General features: G+C 45.7%; 18 protein-coding genes, 1 tRNA gene and 1 pseudogene. 12 read left to right on the top strand and 8 right to left on the bottom strand.

Annotated elements, in window-relative coordinates; all coding sequences use genetic code 11:
• Positions 1-168 precede the first annotated feature (168 nt).
• The 7 genes from AC06MN_RS05120 to rpmG form a co-directional block, all read right to left on the bottom strand.
• Positions 169-546: a hypothetical protein gene (locus AC06MN_RS05120; RefSeq protein WP_475671279.1), complete on the bottom strand. Its 378-nt coding sequence runs from the start codon at positions 544-546 to the stop codon at positions 169-171.
• Positions 547-661: 115 nt separating this feature from the next.
• The gene (locus AC06MN_RS05115) at positions 662-2,569 is read right to left on the bottom strand and encodes a tetratricopeptide repeat protein (protein WP_475671278.1); all 1,908 of its coding nucleotides are present in this window, start codon (positions 2,567-2,569) and stop codon (positions 662-664) included.
• 136 nt (positions 2,570-2,705) lie between these two features.
• On the bottom strand, positions 2,706-3,650 hold the full coding sequence (locus AC06MN_RS05110) for a DUF368 domain-containing protein (protein WP_475671277.1): 945 nt from the start codon (positions 3,648-3,650) through the stop codon (positions 2,706-2,708).
• Between the two features lie 30 nt (positions 3,651-3,680).
• The gene (gene rimO, locus AC06MN_RS05105; RefSeq protein ID WP_475671276.1) at positions 3,681-4,976 is read right to left on the bottom strand and encodes a 30S ribosomal protein S12 methylthiotransferase RimO; all 1,296 of its coding nucleotides are present in this window, start codon (positions 4,974-4,976) and stop codon (positions 3,681-3,683) included.
• A 162-nt stretch (positions 4,977-5,138) separates the two neighbouring features.
• Positions 5,139-6,101 carry a signal recognition particle-docking protein FtsY gene (gene ftsY / locus AC06MN_RS05100; protein WP_475671275.1) on the bottom strand — a complete coding sequence of 321 codons (963 nt, stop codon included), beginning with the start codon at positions 6,099-6,101 and terminating at the stop codon, positions 5,139-5,141.
• A 149-nt stretch (positions 6,102-6,250) separates the two neighbouring features.
• Entirely contained in the window at positions 6,251-6,403 is a 153-nt protein-coding gene (locus AC06MN_RS05095) for a DUF4295 domain-containing protein (RefSeq protein WP_475671274.1), read from the bottom strand.
• A 9-nt stretch (positions 6,404-6,412) separates the two neighbouring features.
• On the bottom strand, positions 6,413-6,601 hold the full coding sequence (gene rpmG / locus AC06MN_RS05090) for a 50S ribosomal protein L33 (RefSeq protein WP_475671273.1): 189 nt from the start codon (positions 6,599-6,601) through the stop codon (positions 6,413-6,415).
• Positions 6,602-6,926: 325 nt separating this feature from the next.
• Here rpmG and ruvX point away from each other — a divergent pair, with 325 nt between their 5' ends.
• The 3 genes from ruvX to AC06MN_RS05075 all read left to right on the top strand — a co-directional run bounded on the left by ruvX (position 6,927) and on the right by AC06MN_RS05075 (position 8,657).
• Positions 6,927-7,349, top strand: a complete 423-nt coding sequence (gene ruvX, locus AC06MN_RS05085; protein WP_475671272.1) for a Holliday junction resolvase RuvX — start codon at positions 6,927-6,929, stop codon at positions 7,347-7,349.
• A 121-nt stretch (positions 7,350-7,470) separates the two neighbouring features.
• Positions 7,471-8,037, top strand: coding sequence for a peptide deformylase (gene def, locus AC06MN_RS05080; protein WP_475671271.1), 567 nt, complete (start codon positions 7,471-7,473; stop codon positions 8,035-8,037).
• A gap of 83 nt (positions 8,038-8,120) precedes the next feature.
• Positions 8,121-8,657: a tetratricopeptide repeat protein gene (locus AC06MN_RS05075; protein ID WP_475671270.1), complete on the top strand. Its 537-nt coding sequence runs from the start codon at positions 8,121-8,123 to the stop codon at positions 8,655-8,657.
• Position 8,658: 1 nt separating this feature from the next.
• On the opposite strand, the gene AC06MN_RS05070 is transcribed toward AC06MN_RS05075, so the two are convergent.
• Positions 8,659-9,786 (bottom strand): amidohydrolase, encoded by a 1,128-nt coding sequence (locus AC06MN_RS05070; RefSeq protein ID WP_475671269.1) that lies wholly within the window; start codon positions 9,784-9,786, stop codon positions 8,659-8,661.
• 96 nt (positions 9,787-9,882) lie between these two features.
• Here AC06MN_RS05070 and AC06MN_RS05065 point away from each other — a divergent pair, with 96 nt between their 5' ends.
• From AC06MN_RS05065 to clpP, 9 genes and pseudogenes are all read left to right on the top strand, one after another.
• Positions 9,883-10,218 (top strand): L-rhamnose mutarotase, encoded by a 336-nt coding sequence (locus AC06MN_RS05065; RefSeq protein WP_475671268.1) that lies wholly within the window; start codon positions 9,883-9,885, stop codon positions 10,216-10,218.
• On the top strand, positions 10,215-11,411 hold the full coding sequence (locus tag AC06MN_RS05060; RefSeq protein ID WP_475671267.1) for an FAD synthase family protein: 1,197 nt from the start codon (positions 10,215-10,217) through the stop codon (positions 11,409-11,411). Before AC06MN_RS05065 ends, AC06MN_RS05060 begins: the two co-directional genes overlap by 4 nt.
• Before the next feature lie 28 nt (positions 11,412-11,439).
• Entirely contained in the window at positions 11,440-12,522 is a 1,083-nt protein-coding gene (gene gmd, locus AC06MN_RS05055; RefSeq protein ID WP_475671266.1) for a GDP-mannose 4,6-dehydratase, read from the top strand.
• A gap of 165 nt (positions 12,523-12,687) precedes the next feature.
• Positions 12,688-13,110: pseudogene (locus AC06MN_RS05050) on the top strand (GxxExxY protein).
• Between the two features lie 104 nt (positions 13,111-13,214).
• Positions 13,215-14,156 carry a GDP-L-fucose synthase family protein gene (locus AC06MN_RS05045; protein ID WP_475671265.1) on the top strand — a complete coding sequence of 314 codons (942 nt, stop codon included), beginning with the start codon at positions 13,215-13,217 and terminating at the stop codon, positions 14,154-14,156.
• A 178-nt stretch (positions 14,157-14,334) separates the two neighbouring features.
• The gene (locus AC06MN_RS05040) at positions 14,335-15,477 is read left to right on the top strand and encodes an ABC transporter permease (protein WP_475671264.1); all 1,143 of its coding nucleotides are present in this window, start codon (positions 14,335-14,337) and stop codon (positions 15,475-15,477) included.
• A 62-nt stretch (positions 15,478-15,539) separates the two neighbouring features.
• A tRNA-Leu gene (locus tag AC06MN_RS05035) sits at positions 15,540-15,621 on the top strand.
• Positions 15,622-15,650: 29 nt separating this feature from the next.
• On the top strand, positions 15,651-17,003 hold the full coding sequence (gene tig, locus AC06MN_RS05030) for a trigger factor (protein WP_475671263.1): 1,353 nt from the start codon (positions 15,651-15,653) through the stop codon (positions 17,001-17,003).
• A gap of 25 nt (positions 17,004-17,028) precedes the next feature.
• Complete coding sequence (clpP, locus tag AC06MN_RS05025) at positions 17,029-17,700, top strand: ATP-dependent Clp endopeptidase proteolytic subunit ClpP (RefSeq protein WP_475671262.1); 672 nt, start codon at positions 17,029-17,031, stop codon at positions 17,698-17,700.

Below are 17,700 nucleotides of genomic sequence, written 5' to 3'. Positions count from 1 at the left end.
GTTCTTTCTTCAGAATCAAATAAACCTTGGTTGCCAAGCTTTCTGTATGCCCTTTTGTACGTGTCCTTTTTCTCTTCAAATTTGCGGCAAATATACAAATATTTATCTGATTATCAATGAGTTTTATTTAGAATTGCCCTTTAATATGTTGGTGTAATTTGTTGACTGTTATTCTGTTACCGTAAACTCACCATAATACTCATCTCCATTGGGGAGCGTGAAAGTGACCATGTAATCCCCTTCAAAAGGAATGTAGAACTGCATTCCGTTTGGGGTAAGCATTGAGAGGCCCTGGACATTGCCGCCCGAAATGGTTTCCACTTCAACGACCACTTGGCCGAGGTTTTCGGTAAAGGCAACGGTAAGTGTATGCCCACTAATGGAAGAGTTAATGCATGCACCTTTATCAGGATTATCAGTAGTTCTTTTCTCCTTTATAATTAGAGGTATTCCTTCTCCTTTCTTGTTTTCCGTTCCGGCTGCGCCGTTAGCGTAGCACCATGCTCCTGAAAGGATTAAACAGAGCATCAGAACCAATTTTTTCATTTTTTTCATCATTTATTAGATTTTAAATCACGATGCAAAAATAGAGTAGGCTCCAAAACCCCGCAAGAAAATGATGGTTCGGAAAGGTTCGGATTTTTGATTAACGTCTTGCTAATCAATTTAGTAGAAAACATTCAGCAAGATCCCTTAAAGTATTGGAAATGTTGTTTTCTCTACCAAAAACATTTCGCAGTTTAGTACTGCGCTCATTAACCGTGTTATAGGCGCGCTGCATCAAGGCGGAAATGTCGGCATCGGTCAGGCCAAGCAGATAAAGGCAGCAATAGTCGAGGTCGCTGTTGGTGAGTTTAGGATAGGCCTGCTTGAGACGGACGGTGAACTGATTGAAATGGCGGTCGACAGCCACACGCAAGTCCAACAGCTGCTGCTTGTCCAAGGCGGAATCCTTATAGACGGCATAATCCACTTTCGCCTTGAATTGTCCTTCGTTGACCCGCTCCACGATGAGGCGGCATATCGGTTCTTCGGCAAACGTTGGGGCTGCTTCGGCTTTTGCCGACCGATCGTCCTGCTGCTTTATCTGCTCTTTCAGTTCGCGTATCTCCTGATTGCTCTGTTTCAGCCGGCCAGAAAGGGCATTTTGCCGGGCTTGGTGGGCTTGCTGCTGCTCCTCCATTTCCAGCCGGTAATGTTTCTCCTTGTCTTCCAAAGCCTTTTCCGTTTCCGCCTGCCTCAATCTTAATTCCTCTTTATGCTGTCTGTCCGCTTCCTCCTTTTGCTGCCTAAGCAGTTTCCTGCTTCTCCGTTTCGCCACGACAACAATGCCTAATGCCAACAAAATGGCAATAGTCACAATGATTCCGACTGTTTTTTTGATGTGCTTTGCGTGTTCAGCCTCAGCCAGTTTCTTCTGCTTTTGTTTCAAGTAATCCTGAAACAGATTGTCGAGTTGCGAGACCAAAGCCTGGTTTTCGCCTTCCGGTTTCATGTTGCCAGCCATAAAACGCACACATTCGTCGGCTTTTTCCTGGTCTCCTGCATTTTCATAGATGACGCGCAAACATCCTGCTATCTGGTTCCTGACACTAATGTCATCCGTGTTCTCATAGACAGGCTTCAGATAAAAGAATGCCGAATCAAGCATCTTCTCTTCAAAGAAAATTGCTCCAATAGCCCAATAGTATCCTAATCTTTCTGTTTCATCATCCGATTGGCGGGCAATTTGTTCCAGCGTTTCAACCGGCTTTTCCATTCCCATGCCGCAATCATAATCGCACAAAGCCTTGCTTGACACGATATTCCTGTAAAGCGAATTGCCAGTATCCGTAATGTCTTTTAAAGCACAATCATAATACCGTTTCGCTTCGTCATAGTCATTCATCTTGTCGTATTGTTTTCCTATAAGGAACAGCGTATTAGCAACACCTGTTGTCGAAGTGGGTTCTATTTTGCAGTATACGAGGGATTTTTCATAGCAAGTAATGGCATTTTCCATCATAAACTGGCCAGAGAACATTTTCCCAAGCCTGTTGTAGGTATATGCCATAAACTTTGCCTTGTTTTTCAGCAAATCTTTCTCCTTAAAATGGCTTTCCATCACCTTCAAGGCTTTCAGATATTCTGCACAGGCCTCAACCACGCAGTCACGCTCATAAAACCCCACACCGTTAATGTAATGCACGCGCGCATCAAGAAAGACAAGGTTGTCTGTAGAGACGCGATGAATCGCGTCTCTGTTATCAGTCGTCACAATCGAATCAAAATAATCCACCGCCTTCAGCAGTTCTTCGCGGTTGGTCTGCTCGCAGTCGTTTTTATAAAGCAGTTCGGAAAGCAGTATTTGGAAATAATGTCCGTCAAATGTGCTCAGGCTGTCGGCTTTCGGGCTGCCCGCAAAATTCACTAGCACCATCAGCGCGCTGTCGGGATGCTGCCATAGCAGGCTGTCGATGGCTTGTAATTGTTTGTTAGGAGACGCGATAAATCGCGTCTCTACAGGGTGCCGCGTGGAACAAGCCGCAAGAAGCACGGCAAGAAAGAATATGAGATGTTTCAGTTTCATTGCAGCAAAGATAGGAAAAAACACGGACAACAACCTGAACGCAGATCAATTTTTGAGGGGGACTAACACCTTACGCTTTCCTCACGACATTTGCAGGTTTTGTGGAACAAAAAGCAGTTTCACGCCTAACTATGTTTTAACGGACAACAGTTCCCTTCCGCTTAGCCAATGTTTCAAGCAGCAAGACAAGACCTGCGCCCAACAAGGCGAACACCACTGCAACAAGCAATTCCGACGAAAACGGCGGCCAGGAAAAAATGTATTCCGACACATCGGGATTAGCCGCTTTCCAAGGATAAACCACCGGCAGACTGCCCAACATGAAACCCGACAGCACCGACAAGGTCTCGTCGCGCCATTCCTTCATCAGCCACGAAAGCAAATGCGAAAACATGACAATACTGACCACTGCGCCCAAGGTAAAAGGCAGCAAGGTTTTCAGGCCTTCGCCCAATGTGCCCCAATGCGTCAGGTTCGGAATCGCCTCAGTGACAATCAGCTCGTAATTTCCCATGAGCAACATCAGATGAGAACCTGAAATGCCCGGAACGACCATGCCCGTCGTGCCGATGATGCCGCAAAGGAAAAGATAGCCGAATGAATCGTTTGAAACGGGATTAGAACGAATCGACAGAAGAAAAGAGACTGCCGTTCCCAAAACCATGAGAAGGACTATTTTCAGGTTCACTTTATCCAAAGTCTTCAGGATGTAAATCACCGAAGCCACAATCAAGCCGATGAAAAACGACCAAGTGTAGACTTCGTGTGAAGAAAAAACTGATTTCAGGAAAACGGAAGTCAGCACCATGCCGGCCAAAACGCCGAACATCAATATGGAAAGGAATTTCAAGTCGGTGCGTTTGGCAAATTCCGAATAACGATGTTCAAACAACAGCTTGAAATTCTTGTGATTCAGCGATTTGATTGAATTGACAAAACGCTCAAACACACCTAAAATCAGCGAGATGGTGCCACTCGACACAGGCAACACGTTCACCACGCCCATGCTGATGCCTTTTGATAAGATAGAGATGATTTCCGAAATCTTCATGTTTCCAAAACTCAGTTGCAAAGATAACACAAAAAATCGGGGTTTGTTGCATGAAGACGATTATTCAGGGATGATTTCACCGTAACAGTCGAAATAATCAGCCTGCGTGATTTTCACCTGATAGAATTTCCCGATTTCCAAATCGTTGTCAGCGGAAATCAAAATCTCGTCATCCACCTCCGGCGAATCGTATTGTGAACGCGCAATGTAATAATCACCTTCCAGACGGTCAATCAAGACCTTTTCAGTTTTGCCCACACGCATTCCGTTGATTTCAAGCGAAATATCCTGCTGGATAGCCATCAGCCTGTCGACACGTTCCTGCTTCACCTCATCAGGGACATCGTCTTCCATTTCGTAAGCCGGCGTGCCTTCCTCGGGAGAATAGGCAAATACGCCAGCGCGTTCAAAACGCATATCGCGGACAAACTGACAGAGTTCTTCAAAATCCGCTTCAGTCTCGCCAGGAAAACCAACGATGAATGTCGTGCGGAAAGCAATGTCAGGCACATGCTTACGCACATTTTCGACAAAGCCAATGGTCTGCTCACGGTCGACGCCGCGGCGCATACGCTTCAAAATTGACGTGGAGATGTGTTGCAGAGGCAAGTCGATATAATGGCAAAGTTTCGGATTTTCGCGCATCAAATCGAGCAATTCATTCGGAAAACCGAGCGGATAGCCGTAATGCAGGCGAATCCATTCAAAGCCGTCAATCTTGCACAATTCCTTGACCAATTCCACGATATGTGATTTGCCATCCAAGTCGATGCCGTAATAGGTCAAATCTTGCGCAATGAGAATCAATTCCTTAACACCTTTCTTGGCCAACATTTGCGCCTCTTCAAGAAGTTTGTCCATTGGCACGGAGACATGACTGCCACGAATCAGCGGAATGGCACAAAAAGCACAACGGCGGTTGCAGCCCTCCGAAATTTTCAGATAAGCGTAATGCTTCGGCGTAGACAAAACGCGCTGTGTGACGAAGCCGCATGGCACATCTTCCTTCAGAATGTCAGCGGCCACCATATCGACGCTTTCAACGCCGTACCAGGCATCAACCTCGTGAATTTCCTCCTGCAATTCCTTACGGAAACGCTGCGAGAGGCAGCCCATCACATACAGTTTGCTGATTTTATTCTGCTTACGCAATTCTGCATATTCCAAAATCGTGTCGATAGATTCCTCTTGGGCATCGCCGATGAAGCCACAGGTATTAATCATCACCACATCTGATTTGCGGTCAGAATCGTGACGAATCAGGAATTGTTTTTCGAGCAAGGCCGCCAAATGTTCGGAATCAACCTTATTCTTTGAGCAGCCGAGCGTTACGATATTTAAAATTGGTTTTCTCAAGATGTCAGATTATAGAAGAAAACGATGATTGAACACAAGATAAAACTTAATTGAACACGGATTTAACGGATAGAACGGATTTATGTTTTGCCAGCAAAACATTTCCGTGGAAATCCGTGCAATCTGTGTTCAACTCAAAATTGGTGTTTTTAAGGTAAAATCTCATTCAAACAAACTATCGACAAAAGCCTTTCTGTCAAAGATTTGGAGATGGTCGATGCCTTCACCAACGCCAATATATTTTACCGGAATCTTGAACTGGTCAGAAATGCCGATGACAACGCCGCCCTTTGCCGTACCGTCAAGTTTCGTCAAAGCCAAAGCATTGACTTCGGTAGCAGCCGTGAATTGCTTGGCCTGTTCGATGGCGTTTTGTCCAGTCGAAGCGTCCAAAACCAGCAGCACTTCGTGCGGTGCATCTGGAACGACCTTCTGCATGACAGTCTTAATCTTAGTCAGCTCGCGCATCAAGTTGACCTTGTTGTGCAAACGGCCAGCCGTGTCAATAATGACGACATCAGCATCCTGAGCCACCGCCGACTTGATGGTATCGAAAGCCACCGAGGCTGGGTCGGCACCCATCCCCTGCTGGACAATCGGCACGCCTACCCTATCGGCCCAAATCTGCAGCTGCTCGACAGCGGCAGCGCGGAAAGTGTCGGAAGCGCCAAGCACGACTTTCTTGCCTGCATTCTTGAAATTATGAGCCAGTTTGCCAATGGTCGTGGTCTTACCCACGCCATTCACACCGACCACCATGATGACGTATGGCTTCTTATCGGCAGGAATGTCGAATGTGGTTCCATCACCCGATTCATTCTCCTGCAACAAGGCAGTGATTTCCTGCTTCAGGATGGAATTCAACTCATTGGTACCGACATACTTGTCGCGAGCCACGCGTGCCTGGATACGGTCGATGATTTTCAAGGTTGTTTCGACACCGACATCAGAGGTGATGAGAATCTCTTCAAGATTATCGAGCACCTCATCATCGACAGTCGATTTGCCCATGATGGCTTTTGTAATTTTGGAGAAAACGGAAGTCTTGGTCTTTTCCAAACCTTTGTCAAGGTCTTCCTTGGTCTCCTTTTCTTTTTTCTTCGTTAAGAATGAGAACAGGCCCATAATGCTTTGTTTTTGAAGGGGACCGGTTTTTCAGCACGTCCTTTCGACGAGCTCGAGGAACTGTTTTTCCCTTCGGTTATAAAAACGAAAAAATAGCTCTTCCATAAGTTGTTATGGAAAAGCTATTAAAATTCACCTAATTAAGCAATTTATCTCTTGGCGAGGAATTCCTGAACCTTGTCAGCAGGAACTACTGTTTCTTCGAAATAGTAAGCACCAGTCTTTTCTGAGCGCTTCATTCTGATAATCTTGCTAAAGGTCTTATCCAAGCTACGAAGTGTAGCAACAGCTTTCTTTGCCATAACTCTAAATTATTTAATCTCCTTGTGGAGAGTCATTTTTTTAAGGATTGGGTTATACTTCATCAACTCCAAACGGTCAGGAGTGTTCTTCTTGTTCTTCATGGTATAATATCTGGATGTGCCAGGCATACCACTTGCCTTATGTTCGGTGCATTCGAGGATGACCTTTACACGTGCGTCTTTTTGTTTCTTTGACATTGCTTATCTTCCTTTCAAATTTGGACTGCAAAAATAGACAATTTTTCCATTCAAACAACCGCTTTCGCAATATTTTTTGATTTATGCCGTCCAACAAAACTAAAGCATTGATTTTCAACATTCAAAAAAACAAGTTAAAACACCAACTCAAAATTAACAGTGTCCAAAATCAAGGGACAAACGACATTTTTTGCAAGCATGGTATTGGTTTTCAGAATCCTTTTTTGACTCGATTGAAGCTCCGAACAATTTTATTTACTATTTTTGCAATGCAAATCAAACGCTTGAAAAGCGCATATTAAAAACGCATACACCTTATTAATATATGGCAAGAATCATGGCTATCGACTTGGGCAAGAAACGTTGTGGCGTTGCAGTCACCGATCCTTTGCAAATCATTGCAAACGGATTAACGACTGTGGAAGCTGCCAAACTGCCTGATTTTGTGGTCGATTACGTAAAAAACGAAGAAGTGGAAACCATTGTCATCGGCGAACCCAAAGACATGCACAACAACCCGTCGGACTCCACAAAATACATCGACCCCATCATCAACCGGCTGCGCAAACTGCTGCCCGACATGAAAATCGTCCGTTACGATGAACGTTTCACTTCTGTCCTCGCCCACCAAACCATGCTCGATGCCGGCTTGAAAAAGAAACAGCGACAAGACAAGGCCTTGGTCGACACCATCAGTGCCACCATTATCTTGCAATCGTATATGTCGTCGTTAAATCGTTCTTTGTAATGGTTATCAGTTATCGGTTGTCGGTTATCAGTTATCAGTTATCAGTAAACTGTAACCGTAAACCACGAAGTCAAGAAAACAAACAAATAAACAATTCAACTACAAACAATTAAACACAATAATGATATTACCCATCGTAGCATACGGACATCCCATTCTGAAAGCTGTGGCTGCCAAAATCGGTCCTGATTATCCCGAATTAGACAAACTCATGCAGGACATGTGGGAGACCCTGGCCCATTCCGAAGGTGTCGGTTTGGCCGCACCACAAGTCAACAAATCCATCCGCCTTTTCATTGTGGACGGCAATCCGTTTTATCCCGATTATCCTGACGGAAAGGACTTTAAGCAAGTGTTTATCAATGCTGAAATCCTTGAATTCTTTGGTGAAGACACAACATTTAAGGAAGGTTGCCTGAGCGTGCCGAACATCTATGAGGAAGTCGTCCGCAAGGGCAAAATCCGCATCCGTTACCAGGACGAAAACTTCGTGGAACACGAAGAAGTGTTCGAAGGCATACGTGCCCGCATCATCCAGCACGAATACGACCACCTGGAAGGCCACGTCCATGTCGACAGAATCGCTCCGCTTCGCAAGACACTTTTGAGCGGCAAGCTGCGCAACATTTCGGAAGGCAAGTGCGATGTGGATTACAGGATGATTTTCCCCAAGAAAAGAAGAAGATAAGGCATCTTCCTGTAGAGATGCGATTATCGCGTCTCAATCCAAAACAAGCATTTATCAGATAGGAAACAAATAATTTATTCATTATGAAACATTTAGCAAAACTCACTATGATTGCGGCATTGGCCATTATGATGATGGCTTGCGGCAACGGCAAACCGAAAGTCGAAGATCTTGAAAAAGCTGAAGCTTCTCTTTACAACGAAGATATGACCGCCAACAAGGAGGCCTTCCCCGAAGTGTACGACTTGTTTTGCCAGTATGTCGAGCAAAATCCTGATGCAGAAGACGCAGCCGATTGGCTTTTCAAGGCTTTGAATCTGTCTTTTCAATTCAAGGAGCCTCAGGAATCAATTGGTCTCCTCGACAAACTGATGAAACAATATCCCTCCTACAGAAACACACCTGTGGGAATGTTTATGGTAGCATCTTTAATCTACGAAGAAAAACTCGGCGAATTGGGGCAAGCCCGCATGTTGTACGAAAAACTGATTGAGGAATATCCTGACAGCGATTTCGTGCCATCAGCCCAGCAGTCGATACTGAATCTTGGGAAGACTCCCGAAGAGATTATTCAAGGATTTGAAACAATGCCAATGGACACCGTTGAACTTGAATTCTAACTCATTTCAGTTCTCCATTGATGATTTCCAAGAACATACGGATTCCCGTCTCAAGGATAGCATCGGGAAAATCATAATCCGGATTGTGCAAAGCCGGATGAGAGAACCCCGAACCCAGGCCGAAAAATCCTATCGGACAGACAGTTCCAAAACGGCCAAAATCCTCCGACCAGCGGAAAGGTTCCGTCAAATGGCCAAGACTTAGACCTAAACGTTTTGCCGCATTTTCGATGACGGCAACGTTGTTATCGCTGCTATGAGTGCCAGCGAAAGCCTCACGCATAGTAAATTGAAAATCAAAAAGATAATCTTTCGCTTTGGCTTGACATAAGGCTATGACTTGGTCGGCAAGCATTTCAAGGTTTCTATCATCAAAGCTGCGAAGTGTAAGCCAGATTTCGGCATGACCAGGTGCCACGCCGAAAGTCTCTTCGCCCAAAACAGCATGAGTAATCACGAAAGTTGTCAGCGGTTTCACCACTTTCAGCATTTCGCGTTTTTTCTCCAACTGATGAATCAACACGGCTAACAATTCAGATGGGTTTTTCCCCGTCTCAGGTTGGGAAGCATGGGCGGTCTTGCCATCAAAAACGAGTTTCAGCCCAAAGGAAGCCGCTGCAAAACAGCCTTTTCTCACAAGAACTTGACCAGCCGCAAAACCAGGAAGATTATGCAAACCGTAAGCCGAATCAGGAACAATTTGAGCAAACTGCGGATCGCTCAAGATGGCTTTTGCACCTTGCCCAGTCTCCTCGGCAGGTTGAAACAGCAACACCACCTCCCCTTTTTCAGGGCGGCATTCCGACAGTGCTTGAGCCACACCACACAAAATGGCAGCATGCCCATCGTGACCACATTTATGCGAAACTCCATCATGCTGTGAGCGATAATCCATAACATTTGGTTCCGGAATATGCAGAGCATCAATGTCGGCGCGAAGTAAAATACGCTTGCCTGGCTGTTTCCCTTTGTATAATGCAGCCAATCCGTAACCACCTATTTTTTCGATTTGCAAATCAGGATTCGTTTTTCTAATCCATTCATTTACAATACAATTCGTAACTTTTTCCTGCTCGGAAAGTTCTGCTTGCGAATGCAGCAGATGTCTCAGTTCTATGATGTCTTTCATGCCTGCAAATGTATAGATTTATCCACTTAAAAAGTTTTCTTTTTATATTGAATTATTTCCTATTTTTGTAAATTTAAATACAAATCATATTTTGCCATGAAACGTTACTGTCAAACACTAACTCTCGTCGACGATGAAAAACTCGTTGCGCAATATCTTGAGGCACACCGGCATGTTTGGCCAGAAATCATTGAAGGTCAACATCAGGCGGGTATCCTATCGATGGAAATTTATTGCCTCGGAAAAACTCTTTTCATGATCTGCGACACCATCGATGATTTCGATTGGGAACGCGACATGGCACATCTTGCCACCTTGCCTCGTCAAGCGGAATGGGAAGCATACGTTGCACAATTCCAAGGTTGCGCCGCCGATGCACCATCAAGCGCAAAATGGCATCTTATGGACAAAATATTTGATTCGGAACAATGAAAAAGGTTTTTGTATCAGGTTGTTACGATCTGCTGCACAGCGGTCACATCGAATTTTTCAAACAAGCCGCCGAATATGGCGACCTGTATGTCGGCATAGGGAGCGACAGAACTATTGAAGGCTACAAGCATCACAAGCCCATGTTTCCTGAAGAGGAACGCTTGTTTATGGTCAAGGCTGTTCGCTATGTCAAGGACGCTTTCGTCAATCAAGGTAGCGGCGTGATGGATTTCATTCCAACCGTCGAGATGCTTAAGCCCGACATTCTTCTTGTCAACAGTGACGGTGAAAACGAAGACAAGCGACGTTTCTGCGAAGAACACGGCATCGAATACGTTGTACTTGAACGCATTCCGCACGAAGGGCTTGAGGCGCGTTCAAGCACCGAAATTAAAAATACGCTGAAAGCTGACAAGCAGACTTTGAACGAAACCTGTCAGATTCCTACCCGTCTCGACTTGGCCGGCACTTGGATTGACCAGCCTTACGTCAGCCAATATGCTCCGGGCTGGGCCATCACCATTTCATTAGAACCGACATTTGAAATCCGTGAGCGTTGCGGCCTGAGCACCTCAACGCGCAACCAAATCAAACGCATCTGGCCTTATCAGCTGCCCCACATGGATCCCGAGATGCTGGCTCGTCTCGTCTTCTGTTTCGAAAATCATCCTGAACGCGAAGGCGGACACATCAGCGGTGCGCAAGACTCCATCGGAATCTGCATTCCCGGATTGGCTCGCCATTATTACGACAACCATTTCTGGCCAGAAAGAATCGAGACCTGTAATGAGCCTGCCACATTATCATGGTTGGAAAATCATCTTTGCATGATACCTATGGAACCACGTTGCGCGGGTTGTTCTGTTGTCGAAGGCAAAGACATCACCCTACCAAAAGTTCAGGCATTGGCAAAAGCTGCCAACGACTGCTGGGAAGCGATACTTTCCCGCAATCTTAAAGATTTCGCATCAGCATATAAAGCCTCATTCGAAGCACAAATTGCCATGTTTCCCGCCATGATTCAGGGATGCGTTCAAGGTTTCATCGACCGTTACAGTGTGATGGACGGTGTAATGGCATGGAAAATGCCAGGCGCTGGCGGCGGCGGCTATCTTGCATTGGTGGTCGACAATGCAACTGATTTCTGCGTCCAGCACAATGAAGCCATTGCCTTGACAATCAGAAGACAATAAGTAATTAATAATAAATAGTTTAGCACAAATGGAAAAAACAGCTTTAATCACTGGAATCACTGGACAAGACGGTTCTTTTCTTGCCGAATTTCTATTAGAAAAAGGTTACGAAGTCCACGGCATCATCCGGCGTTCTTCTTCTTTCAACACTGGCCGCATCGAACACCTTTATTTAGATGAATGGGTGCGCGACATGAAGAACAAGCGACTTCTCACCCTTCATTACGGCGACATGACCGACTCGTCATCATTAGTACGTATTATCCAGAAAGTCCAACCAGATGAAATCTATAACCTTGCAGCACAAAGCCATGTTAAAGTTTCATTCGACTGTCCTGAATATACAGCCGAAGCAGATGCCGTCGGCACGCTTCGCTTGTTGGAGGCCGTGCGTATCCTTGGCATGGAAAAGAAATGCCGCATTTATCAGGCTTCAACATCCGAGCTTTTCGGATTGGTTCAAGAAGTACCTCAAAAAGAAACCACGCCTTTCTATCCGCGTTCACCTTACGGCGTAGCCAAGCAATATGGTTTTTGGATTGTAAAGAACTACCGCGAAAGCTACGGCATGTTTGCCGTCAACGGCATTCTCTTCAACCACGAAAGTGAACGTCGTGGCGAAACCTTTGTCACACGAAAAATCACGCTTGCCGCATCCCGCATCAAGCAAGGCTTCCAAGACAAACTGTATTTGGGCAACCTGAATTCACTTCGCGACTGGGGCTATGCCAAGGATTACGTCGAGTGCATGTGGCTCATCCTCCAACAGGAAAAGCCTGAAGATTTCGTGATTGCCACGGGTGAATACCACACCGTGCGCGATTTCTGCACTTTGGCATTCCATCACGTTGGCATCGAGTTGCGTTGGGAAGGTGAAGGTGTCAATGAAAAAGGCATCGACACGGCCACTGGCAAAGTGTTGGTTGAAGTCGACCCGCGTTTCTTCCGCCCTGCCGAAGTGGAACAACTCCTCGGCGACCCAACAAAAGCCAAGACTTTGTTAGGCTGGAATCCGCGCAAAACAAGTTTCGAGGATTTGGTGAAAATCATGGTCGAACACGACATGAAGTTTGTCAAGAAACTCTACCTCAAGGCTCAGCTGGAAGATTGATTTTAGGGATGCCCTAACGGGCAGAAATCGGTCAAAAATCTTAATGGAAAATCTGTCAAAAATCAATTGCGTTGGCGTTTGGTGATGGTTTTTGGATGCCCTGACGGGCAGAAATCCATTCAAAAATCTGATTTAAAAATCATTCAATAATAGTGGTCTTGTTTTATGAATTTGGTAGATGAATATAATAAACGGTATGTGTTTTTTGTGGAAATCACAGGCGTTGCCATGAAAGTCTATAATAAATACCACTATGGCTTACTTGAATCGGCTTATGAAGCTGCGATGAAATATTTGCTTGAGCAAAACGATTATATCGTAGAGCGGCAGGTGTTTTTGCCGATTTAATGGGATGATGTGCAATTGGATCAGAACTATAGGATGGATTTAGTTGTCAATAAGAATATTATCGTTGAATTAAAATCAATCAAGTACATAGGAGACGAACACAGAAAACAATTGAAAAACTATTTGAATCTCACCCATCTTCCCTATGGAATGTTGATAAATTTCTCACCGGACGGAATCTATAGTGAATGGTATGAAAGATATTCCGATGGAACAATTGAAAAAATAAGACTGATATAGCAAAGTTGACAAAAGATTCTAGCAGGTCTGTCAAAGAAAGATTTTTGAAAGATTTTAAATAAGGATTTTATAAAGATTTCTTTTGCGAAGCAAAAATAACATTTATGGAAAAAGACAGTAAAATATTTGTAGCGGGTCACCGCGGGATGGTAGGCTCCGCCATAGTTCGCGAATTGCAAAAGCAAGGCTACACGAACATCATAACACGAACACACAAGGAACTCGACCTTTGCCGCCAAGATGCTGTAGAACAATTTTTTGCAGAGGAAAAACCCGAATATGTTTTTTTGGCTGCTGCCAAAGTCGGCGGCATCGTAGCCAACCAAAATGCCCTTGCCGATTTCATGTACGACAACATGATTCTCGAAATGAATGTCATCCATTCAGCATGGAAGAACGGCTGCAAGAAACTCGAATTTCTCGGCTCGTCGTGCATCTATCCGCGCATGGCGCCACAACCCATGAAGGAAAGCTGCCTGCTGACTTCCGAACTCGAAAAGACCAACGAGGCCTACGCTTTGGCAAAAATCAGCGGACTGAAATATTGCGAGTTCCTCAACCGTCAGTATGGCACCGATTATATTTCCGTCATGCCGACCAACCTCTATGGACCTAACGACAACTACCACCCTGAGCACAGCCATGTGTTGCCGGCCCTCATCCGCCGTTTCCACGAGGCCAAGGTGAACGGCTTGAAAGAAGTGACCTGCTGGGGCGACGGTAGTCCTTTGCGCGAGTTCCTTTATGTTGATGATTTGGCCAACCTTTGCGTTTTCCTGATGAACAATTACAGCGGCAACGAAACCGTCAACGCTGGAACCGGAAAAGAGCTGACCATTAAGGCTTTGACCGAATTGGTCGCCAAAGTGATTGGCTACGAAGGTGAAATAAAATGGGACACCACCCGCCCTAACGGAACTCCAAGGAAACTTTTGGACGTATCGAAAGCCGGAGCTTTAGGCTGGACTTATAAAACCGAATTGGAAGAAGGCATTCGTCTCGCATACGACGACTTCCTGCACAACCCGATGAGAGCTGAAAGATAAGTAGATGCGCAATATTACATCGGATGCAAGGTAATGGTGCCAGGTGATGGAGTAAATTGTTGAAAGGTTTAATCGTTTATTTGTTGAGGGCAATAACTGATAGCCGAAAGATCTTAACCCATAACCATTATGTAGTATAATTTTGACAACATAATTAAATTAGATAAATACACTGATGATGAAAAAGGACAAAACGCAATTGCAGTCACCCAAAGCACTTGCATGGCAGCGATTCCGCAAGAACAAATTAGGAATGGCGGCCACCTTTTTCATCATTATCTTTGCCTTGTCAGCAATCTTCGCCTACTGTTTCATTCCCGACCCGACACCCAATGCCAACCGCCAGTTGCTAGAACTCAGCACGCAGAAACCTGGTTTCGAAGTCGACATGCTGTTGGTTCCAAAAGAGATACCTAATCCGAAGCAGTCATTTTTCAAGACCTTGTTGCAAGGCAAGCCCGATGATTGCATTTTCATTCCCTACGACAGTCTGAAAATCAGCGCAACGCAGACGGAGGTATACCTTTTCAACCCTGAGAAAAGTGGCACTATCAGAACTGAAACCTATAGCAATCAAGAGATTACGAAGAAAAACTTCAATTCTCAAGCCGATGCTAAGAACTACATTTTGCGCAACTGCACGAAACACCAGAAATTCCTGTTAGGTACCGACCAGTTTGGCCGCGATTTCCTCAGCCGCCTTGTTTTGGGCAGCCGCATCAGCCTGACCGTCGGTTTCATTGCCGTGTTCCTGAGTCTGATCATCGGCATCACGGTCGGCAGTTTAGGCGGATTTTTCCGTGGCAAAGTTGACGATGTGGTGGTTTGGTTCATCAATGTGGTGTGGTCCATCCCTACCCTGCTTTTGGTCATCGCCATCACGTTTGCCCTGGGCAAAGGCATTGCGCAAGTCTTCATTGCCGTGGGCTTGACCATGTGGGTCGAAGTGGCCCGTATCGTGCGCGGACAGATTCTATCCATACGCGAAACCACATTCGTTGAGGCAGGAAAGGCATTGGGATTCAAAAACATCCGCATCATTTTCAAGCATATTTTGCCCAACATCATCAACCCGATTATCGTGGTTTCGGCTGCCAATTTCGCTTCGGCCATCCTTTTGGAAGCCGGCTTGAGTTTCCTGGGCATTGGCGTCCAGCCCCCCATGCCATCGTGGGGCAGCATGATCAAGGAAAACTATGCTTTCATCATCCTCGATGCCGCCTATCTTGCCATACTTCCCGGCATTGCCATCATGCTCTTAGTTTTGGCTTTCATGCTCGTTGGAAATGCTCTCCGTGATGCCCTTGACGTAAAAAACTAAGGCAAAAACACCTTATTTAATATAATTATTGTATCTTTGCACCCTCAAAAATCAGGCTATACGCGGGTGTGGCGGAATTGGTAGACGCGCTAGACTTAGGATCTAGTTTCGAAAGAAGTAAGGGTTCGAGTCCCTTCATCCGCACAAAACAAAGAAAATCAACAAGATAAAAAATGAATATCGCACAGACAGCAAAAGGAGAAAACCTTATCTCCATTAAGATTAGCGTTACTAAGGAAGATTACGCAAAAAGATTAGACGAAATATTAAGAGGTCTGAGACAAAAGGCCAACATGCCAGGTTTCCGTCCAGGCATGGTCCCGATGGGCATGATAAAGAAGATGTATGGCACGCAAGCCAAGATGGAAGCCCTGAATGACATCGTTTCAGAAAACCTCAACAAGCATATCACTGACAACAACCTCAACCTGCTCGGTTATCCGCTCAACGACCCAGACCAGCAGCCAGCCGACCTCGACAAGCAGGACGACATGGATTTCTGCTTCGAAGCAGCCATCAGACCAGAGGTGAAAGTCGACCTTGCCAGCATGGAAATCGAAGCCGCCAAGGTGCTCGCTTCTGATGAAGAAGTCAACAAGACCATCGACAATATCATCGAAAGAAATCCTAACATCGTTCATGCAGAAACCGTTGGCGAAAACGACAAACTGGAACTGAAGGTTTGCGAAGCCGAAGACGGCAAAGAAGTTGAAGACGGCTTCAAGAAGACCATCTTCTTCCACATGGACCAGATTAAGGATCAGGAATCGAAGGATATGCTCATCGGCAAGGAAGTCGGTGCTGAATTCATCTTCAATTTCGCCAAGGCCCTCGGTTCTGACGAAGCAGCCGCTAAGGTTTTGGGCGAAGACGCTCCAGCCGACAGCGATTTCAACATCATCATTGATGACGCCACCCGCGAAGAAAAGCCAGAACTCAATGCTGATTTCTTCGAAAAGGTGTTCCCAGGCAGAGACATCAAGGAACTCGACGCTTTCAAGGCTGCCGTGAAGGAAGAAATGGAAAAGCAGTATGTCAACGAAACCGACCAGATCCTCTTCAACCATATGATTGAAAAGCTCGTCAGCGAAGTGAAATTCGACCTGCCGGATGCATTCCTGAAGCGTTGGATTGTCGAAAACGGCCAGAACAACATCTCTGCCGAAGACGTTGAAGCCAACTACGAAAGCAACTATGCAAAAGGCTTGCGTTGGCAGATCATCGAAGACGCCATCGTGAAGGACAACATGGAGCTAGTTGTTAAGGACGAAGAACTCCGCGCCTTCGTGCTCAAGCAGATCTTCCCAGGCATCGACTACGCTACCCTCGACGACGAAATGAAAGGCCGCCTCGACAGCATCGTCAACAACATGATGAAAGAAGAGGAACAGATCAACAACGCCAAGAACCAGCTCGCCGACATCAAGATGACCCAGTTCCTGAAAGAACACATGAAGGTCACCTACAAAGAGACCACTTACGAAGACTACATCGAAAGCCTCAAGAAGGCCAACGAAGCAAAATAATACTAACTAAAAAACAGAACCATTTATGAACAACGAATTTCAAAAGTATGCTACCAAGCACCTGGGCATCAACCCATTGGGATTGGAACAGTACATTTCAAGAATCAACAACAACGGTTACATTTCTCCAACCGTTATTGAAGAACGTCAGTTGAACGTGGCCCAGATGGACGTGTTCTCACGTCTGATGATGGACCGCATCATCTTCCTTGGCACCGCCATAGACGATTATGTGGCCAACATCATCCAAGCCCAGTTGCTCTTCCTCGAATCGACCGACCCGAAGCGCGACATTCAGATTTACCTGAACTCACCTGGCGGCAGCGTTTACGCAGGTTTGGGCATCTACGACACCATGCAGTTCATTCAGCCTGATGTCGCCACCATCTGCACCGGCATGGCCGCATCGATGGCAGCTGTTCTGCTTTGCGCAGGCGCTCCTAAAAAGCGTTCCGCATTGGTTCACTCACGCGTCATGATCCACCAGCCAATGGGCGGTGTGGAAGGTCAGGCCACTGAGATTGAAATCACAGCTCGCGAAATTCAGAAACTCAAGAAGGAACTATACGAAATCATTTCCAACCACTCAGGCCAACCTTACGACAAGGTTTGGGCTGACTCCGACCGCGACCACTGGATGACCGCCGCCGAAGCCAAGGAATACGGTATGATTGACGAAGTCCTCATAAAGAAATAA

The sequence above is a fragment of the Candidatus Limimorpha sp. genome (assembly GCF_056203535.1).
This window is presented reverse-complemented; position numbering and strand designations above follow the sequence as displayed.

What these genes read in the sequence shown, in the direction of transcription:
- AC06MN_RS05120 (WP_475671279.1), bottom strand. Translation starts at nt 546, where the DNA reads ATGAAAAAATTGGTTCTGATGCTCTGTTTAATCCTTTCAGGAGCATGG.
- AC06MN_RS05115 (WP_475671278.1), bottom strand. Translation starts at nt 2,569, where the DNA reads ATGAAACTGAAACATCTCATATTCTTTCTTGCCGTGCTTCTTGCGGCT.
- ftsY (WP_475671275.1), bottom strand. Translation starts at nt 6,101, where the DNA reads ATGGGCCTGTTCTCATTCTTAACGAAGAAAAAAGAAAAGGAGACCAAG.
- AC06MN_RS05095 (WP_475671274.1), bottom strand. Translation starts at nt 6,403, where the DNA reads ATGGCAAAGAAAGCTGTTGCTACACTTCGTAGCTTGGATAAGACCTTT.
- rpmG (WP_475671273.1), bottom strand. Translation starts at nt 6,601, where the DNA reads ATGTCAAAGAAACAAAAAGACGCACGTGTAAAGGTCATCCTCGAATGC.
- ruvX (WP_475671272.1), top strand. Translation starts at nt 6,927, where the DNA reads ATGGCAAGAATCATGGCTATCGACTTGGGCAAGAAACGTTGTGGCGTT.
- def (WP_475671271.1), top strand. Translation starts at nt 7,471, where the DNA reads ATGATATTACCCATCGTAGCATACGGACATCCCATTCTGAAAGCTGTG.
- AC06MN_RS05075 (WP_475671270.1), top strand. Translation starts at nt 8,121, where the DNA reads ATGAAACATTTAGCAAAACTCACTATGATTGCGGCATTGGCCATTATG.
- AC06MN_RS05070 (WP_475671269.1), bottom strand. Translation starts at nt 9,786, where the DNA reads ATGAAAGACATCATAGAACTGAGACATCTGCTGCATTCGCAAGCAGAA.
- AC06MN_RS05065 (WP_475671268.1), top strand. Translation starts at nt 9,883, where the DNA reads ATGAAACGTTACTGTCAAACACTAACTCTCGTCGACGATGAAAAACTC.
- AC06MN_RS05060 (WP_475671267.1), top strand. Translation starts at nt 10,215, where the DNA reads ATGAAAAAGGTTTTTGTATCAGGTTGTTACGATCTGCTGCACAGCGGT.
- gmd (WP_475671266.1), top strand. Translation starts at nt 11,440, where the DNA reads ATGGAAAAAACAGCTTTAATCACTGGAATCACTGGACAAGACGGTTCT.
- AC06MN_RS05045 (WP_475671265.1), top strand. Translation starts at nt 13,215, where the DNA reads ATGGAAAAAGACAGTAAAATATTTGTAGCGGGTCACCGCGGGATGGTA.
- AC06MN_RS05040 (WP_475671264.1), top strand. Translation starts at nt 14,335, where the DNA reads ATGAAAAAGGACAAAACGCAATTGCAGTCACCCAAAGCACTTGCATGG.
- tig (WP_475671263.1), top strand. Translation starts at nt 15,651, where the DNA reads ATGAATATCGCACAGACAGCAAAAGGAGAAAACCTTATCTCCATTAAG.
- clpP (WP_475671262.1), top strand. Translation starts at nt 17,029, where the DNA reads ATGAACAACGAATTTCAAAAGTATGCTACCAAGCACCTGGGCATCAAC.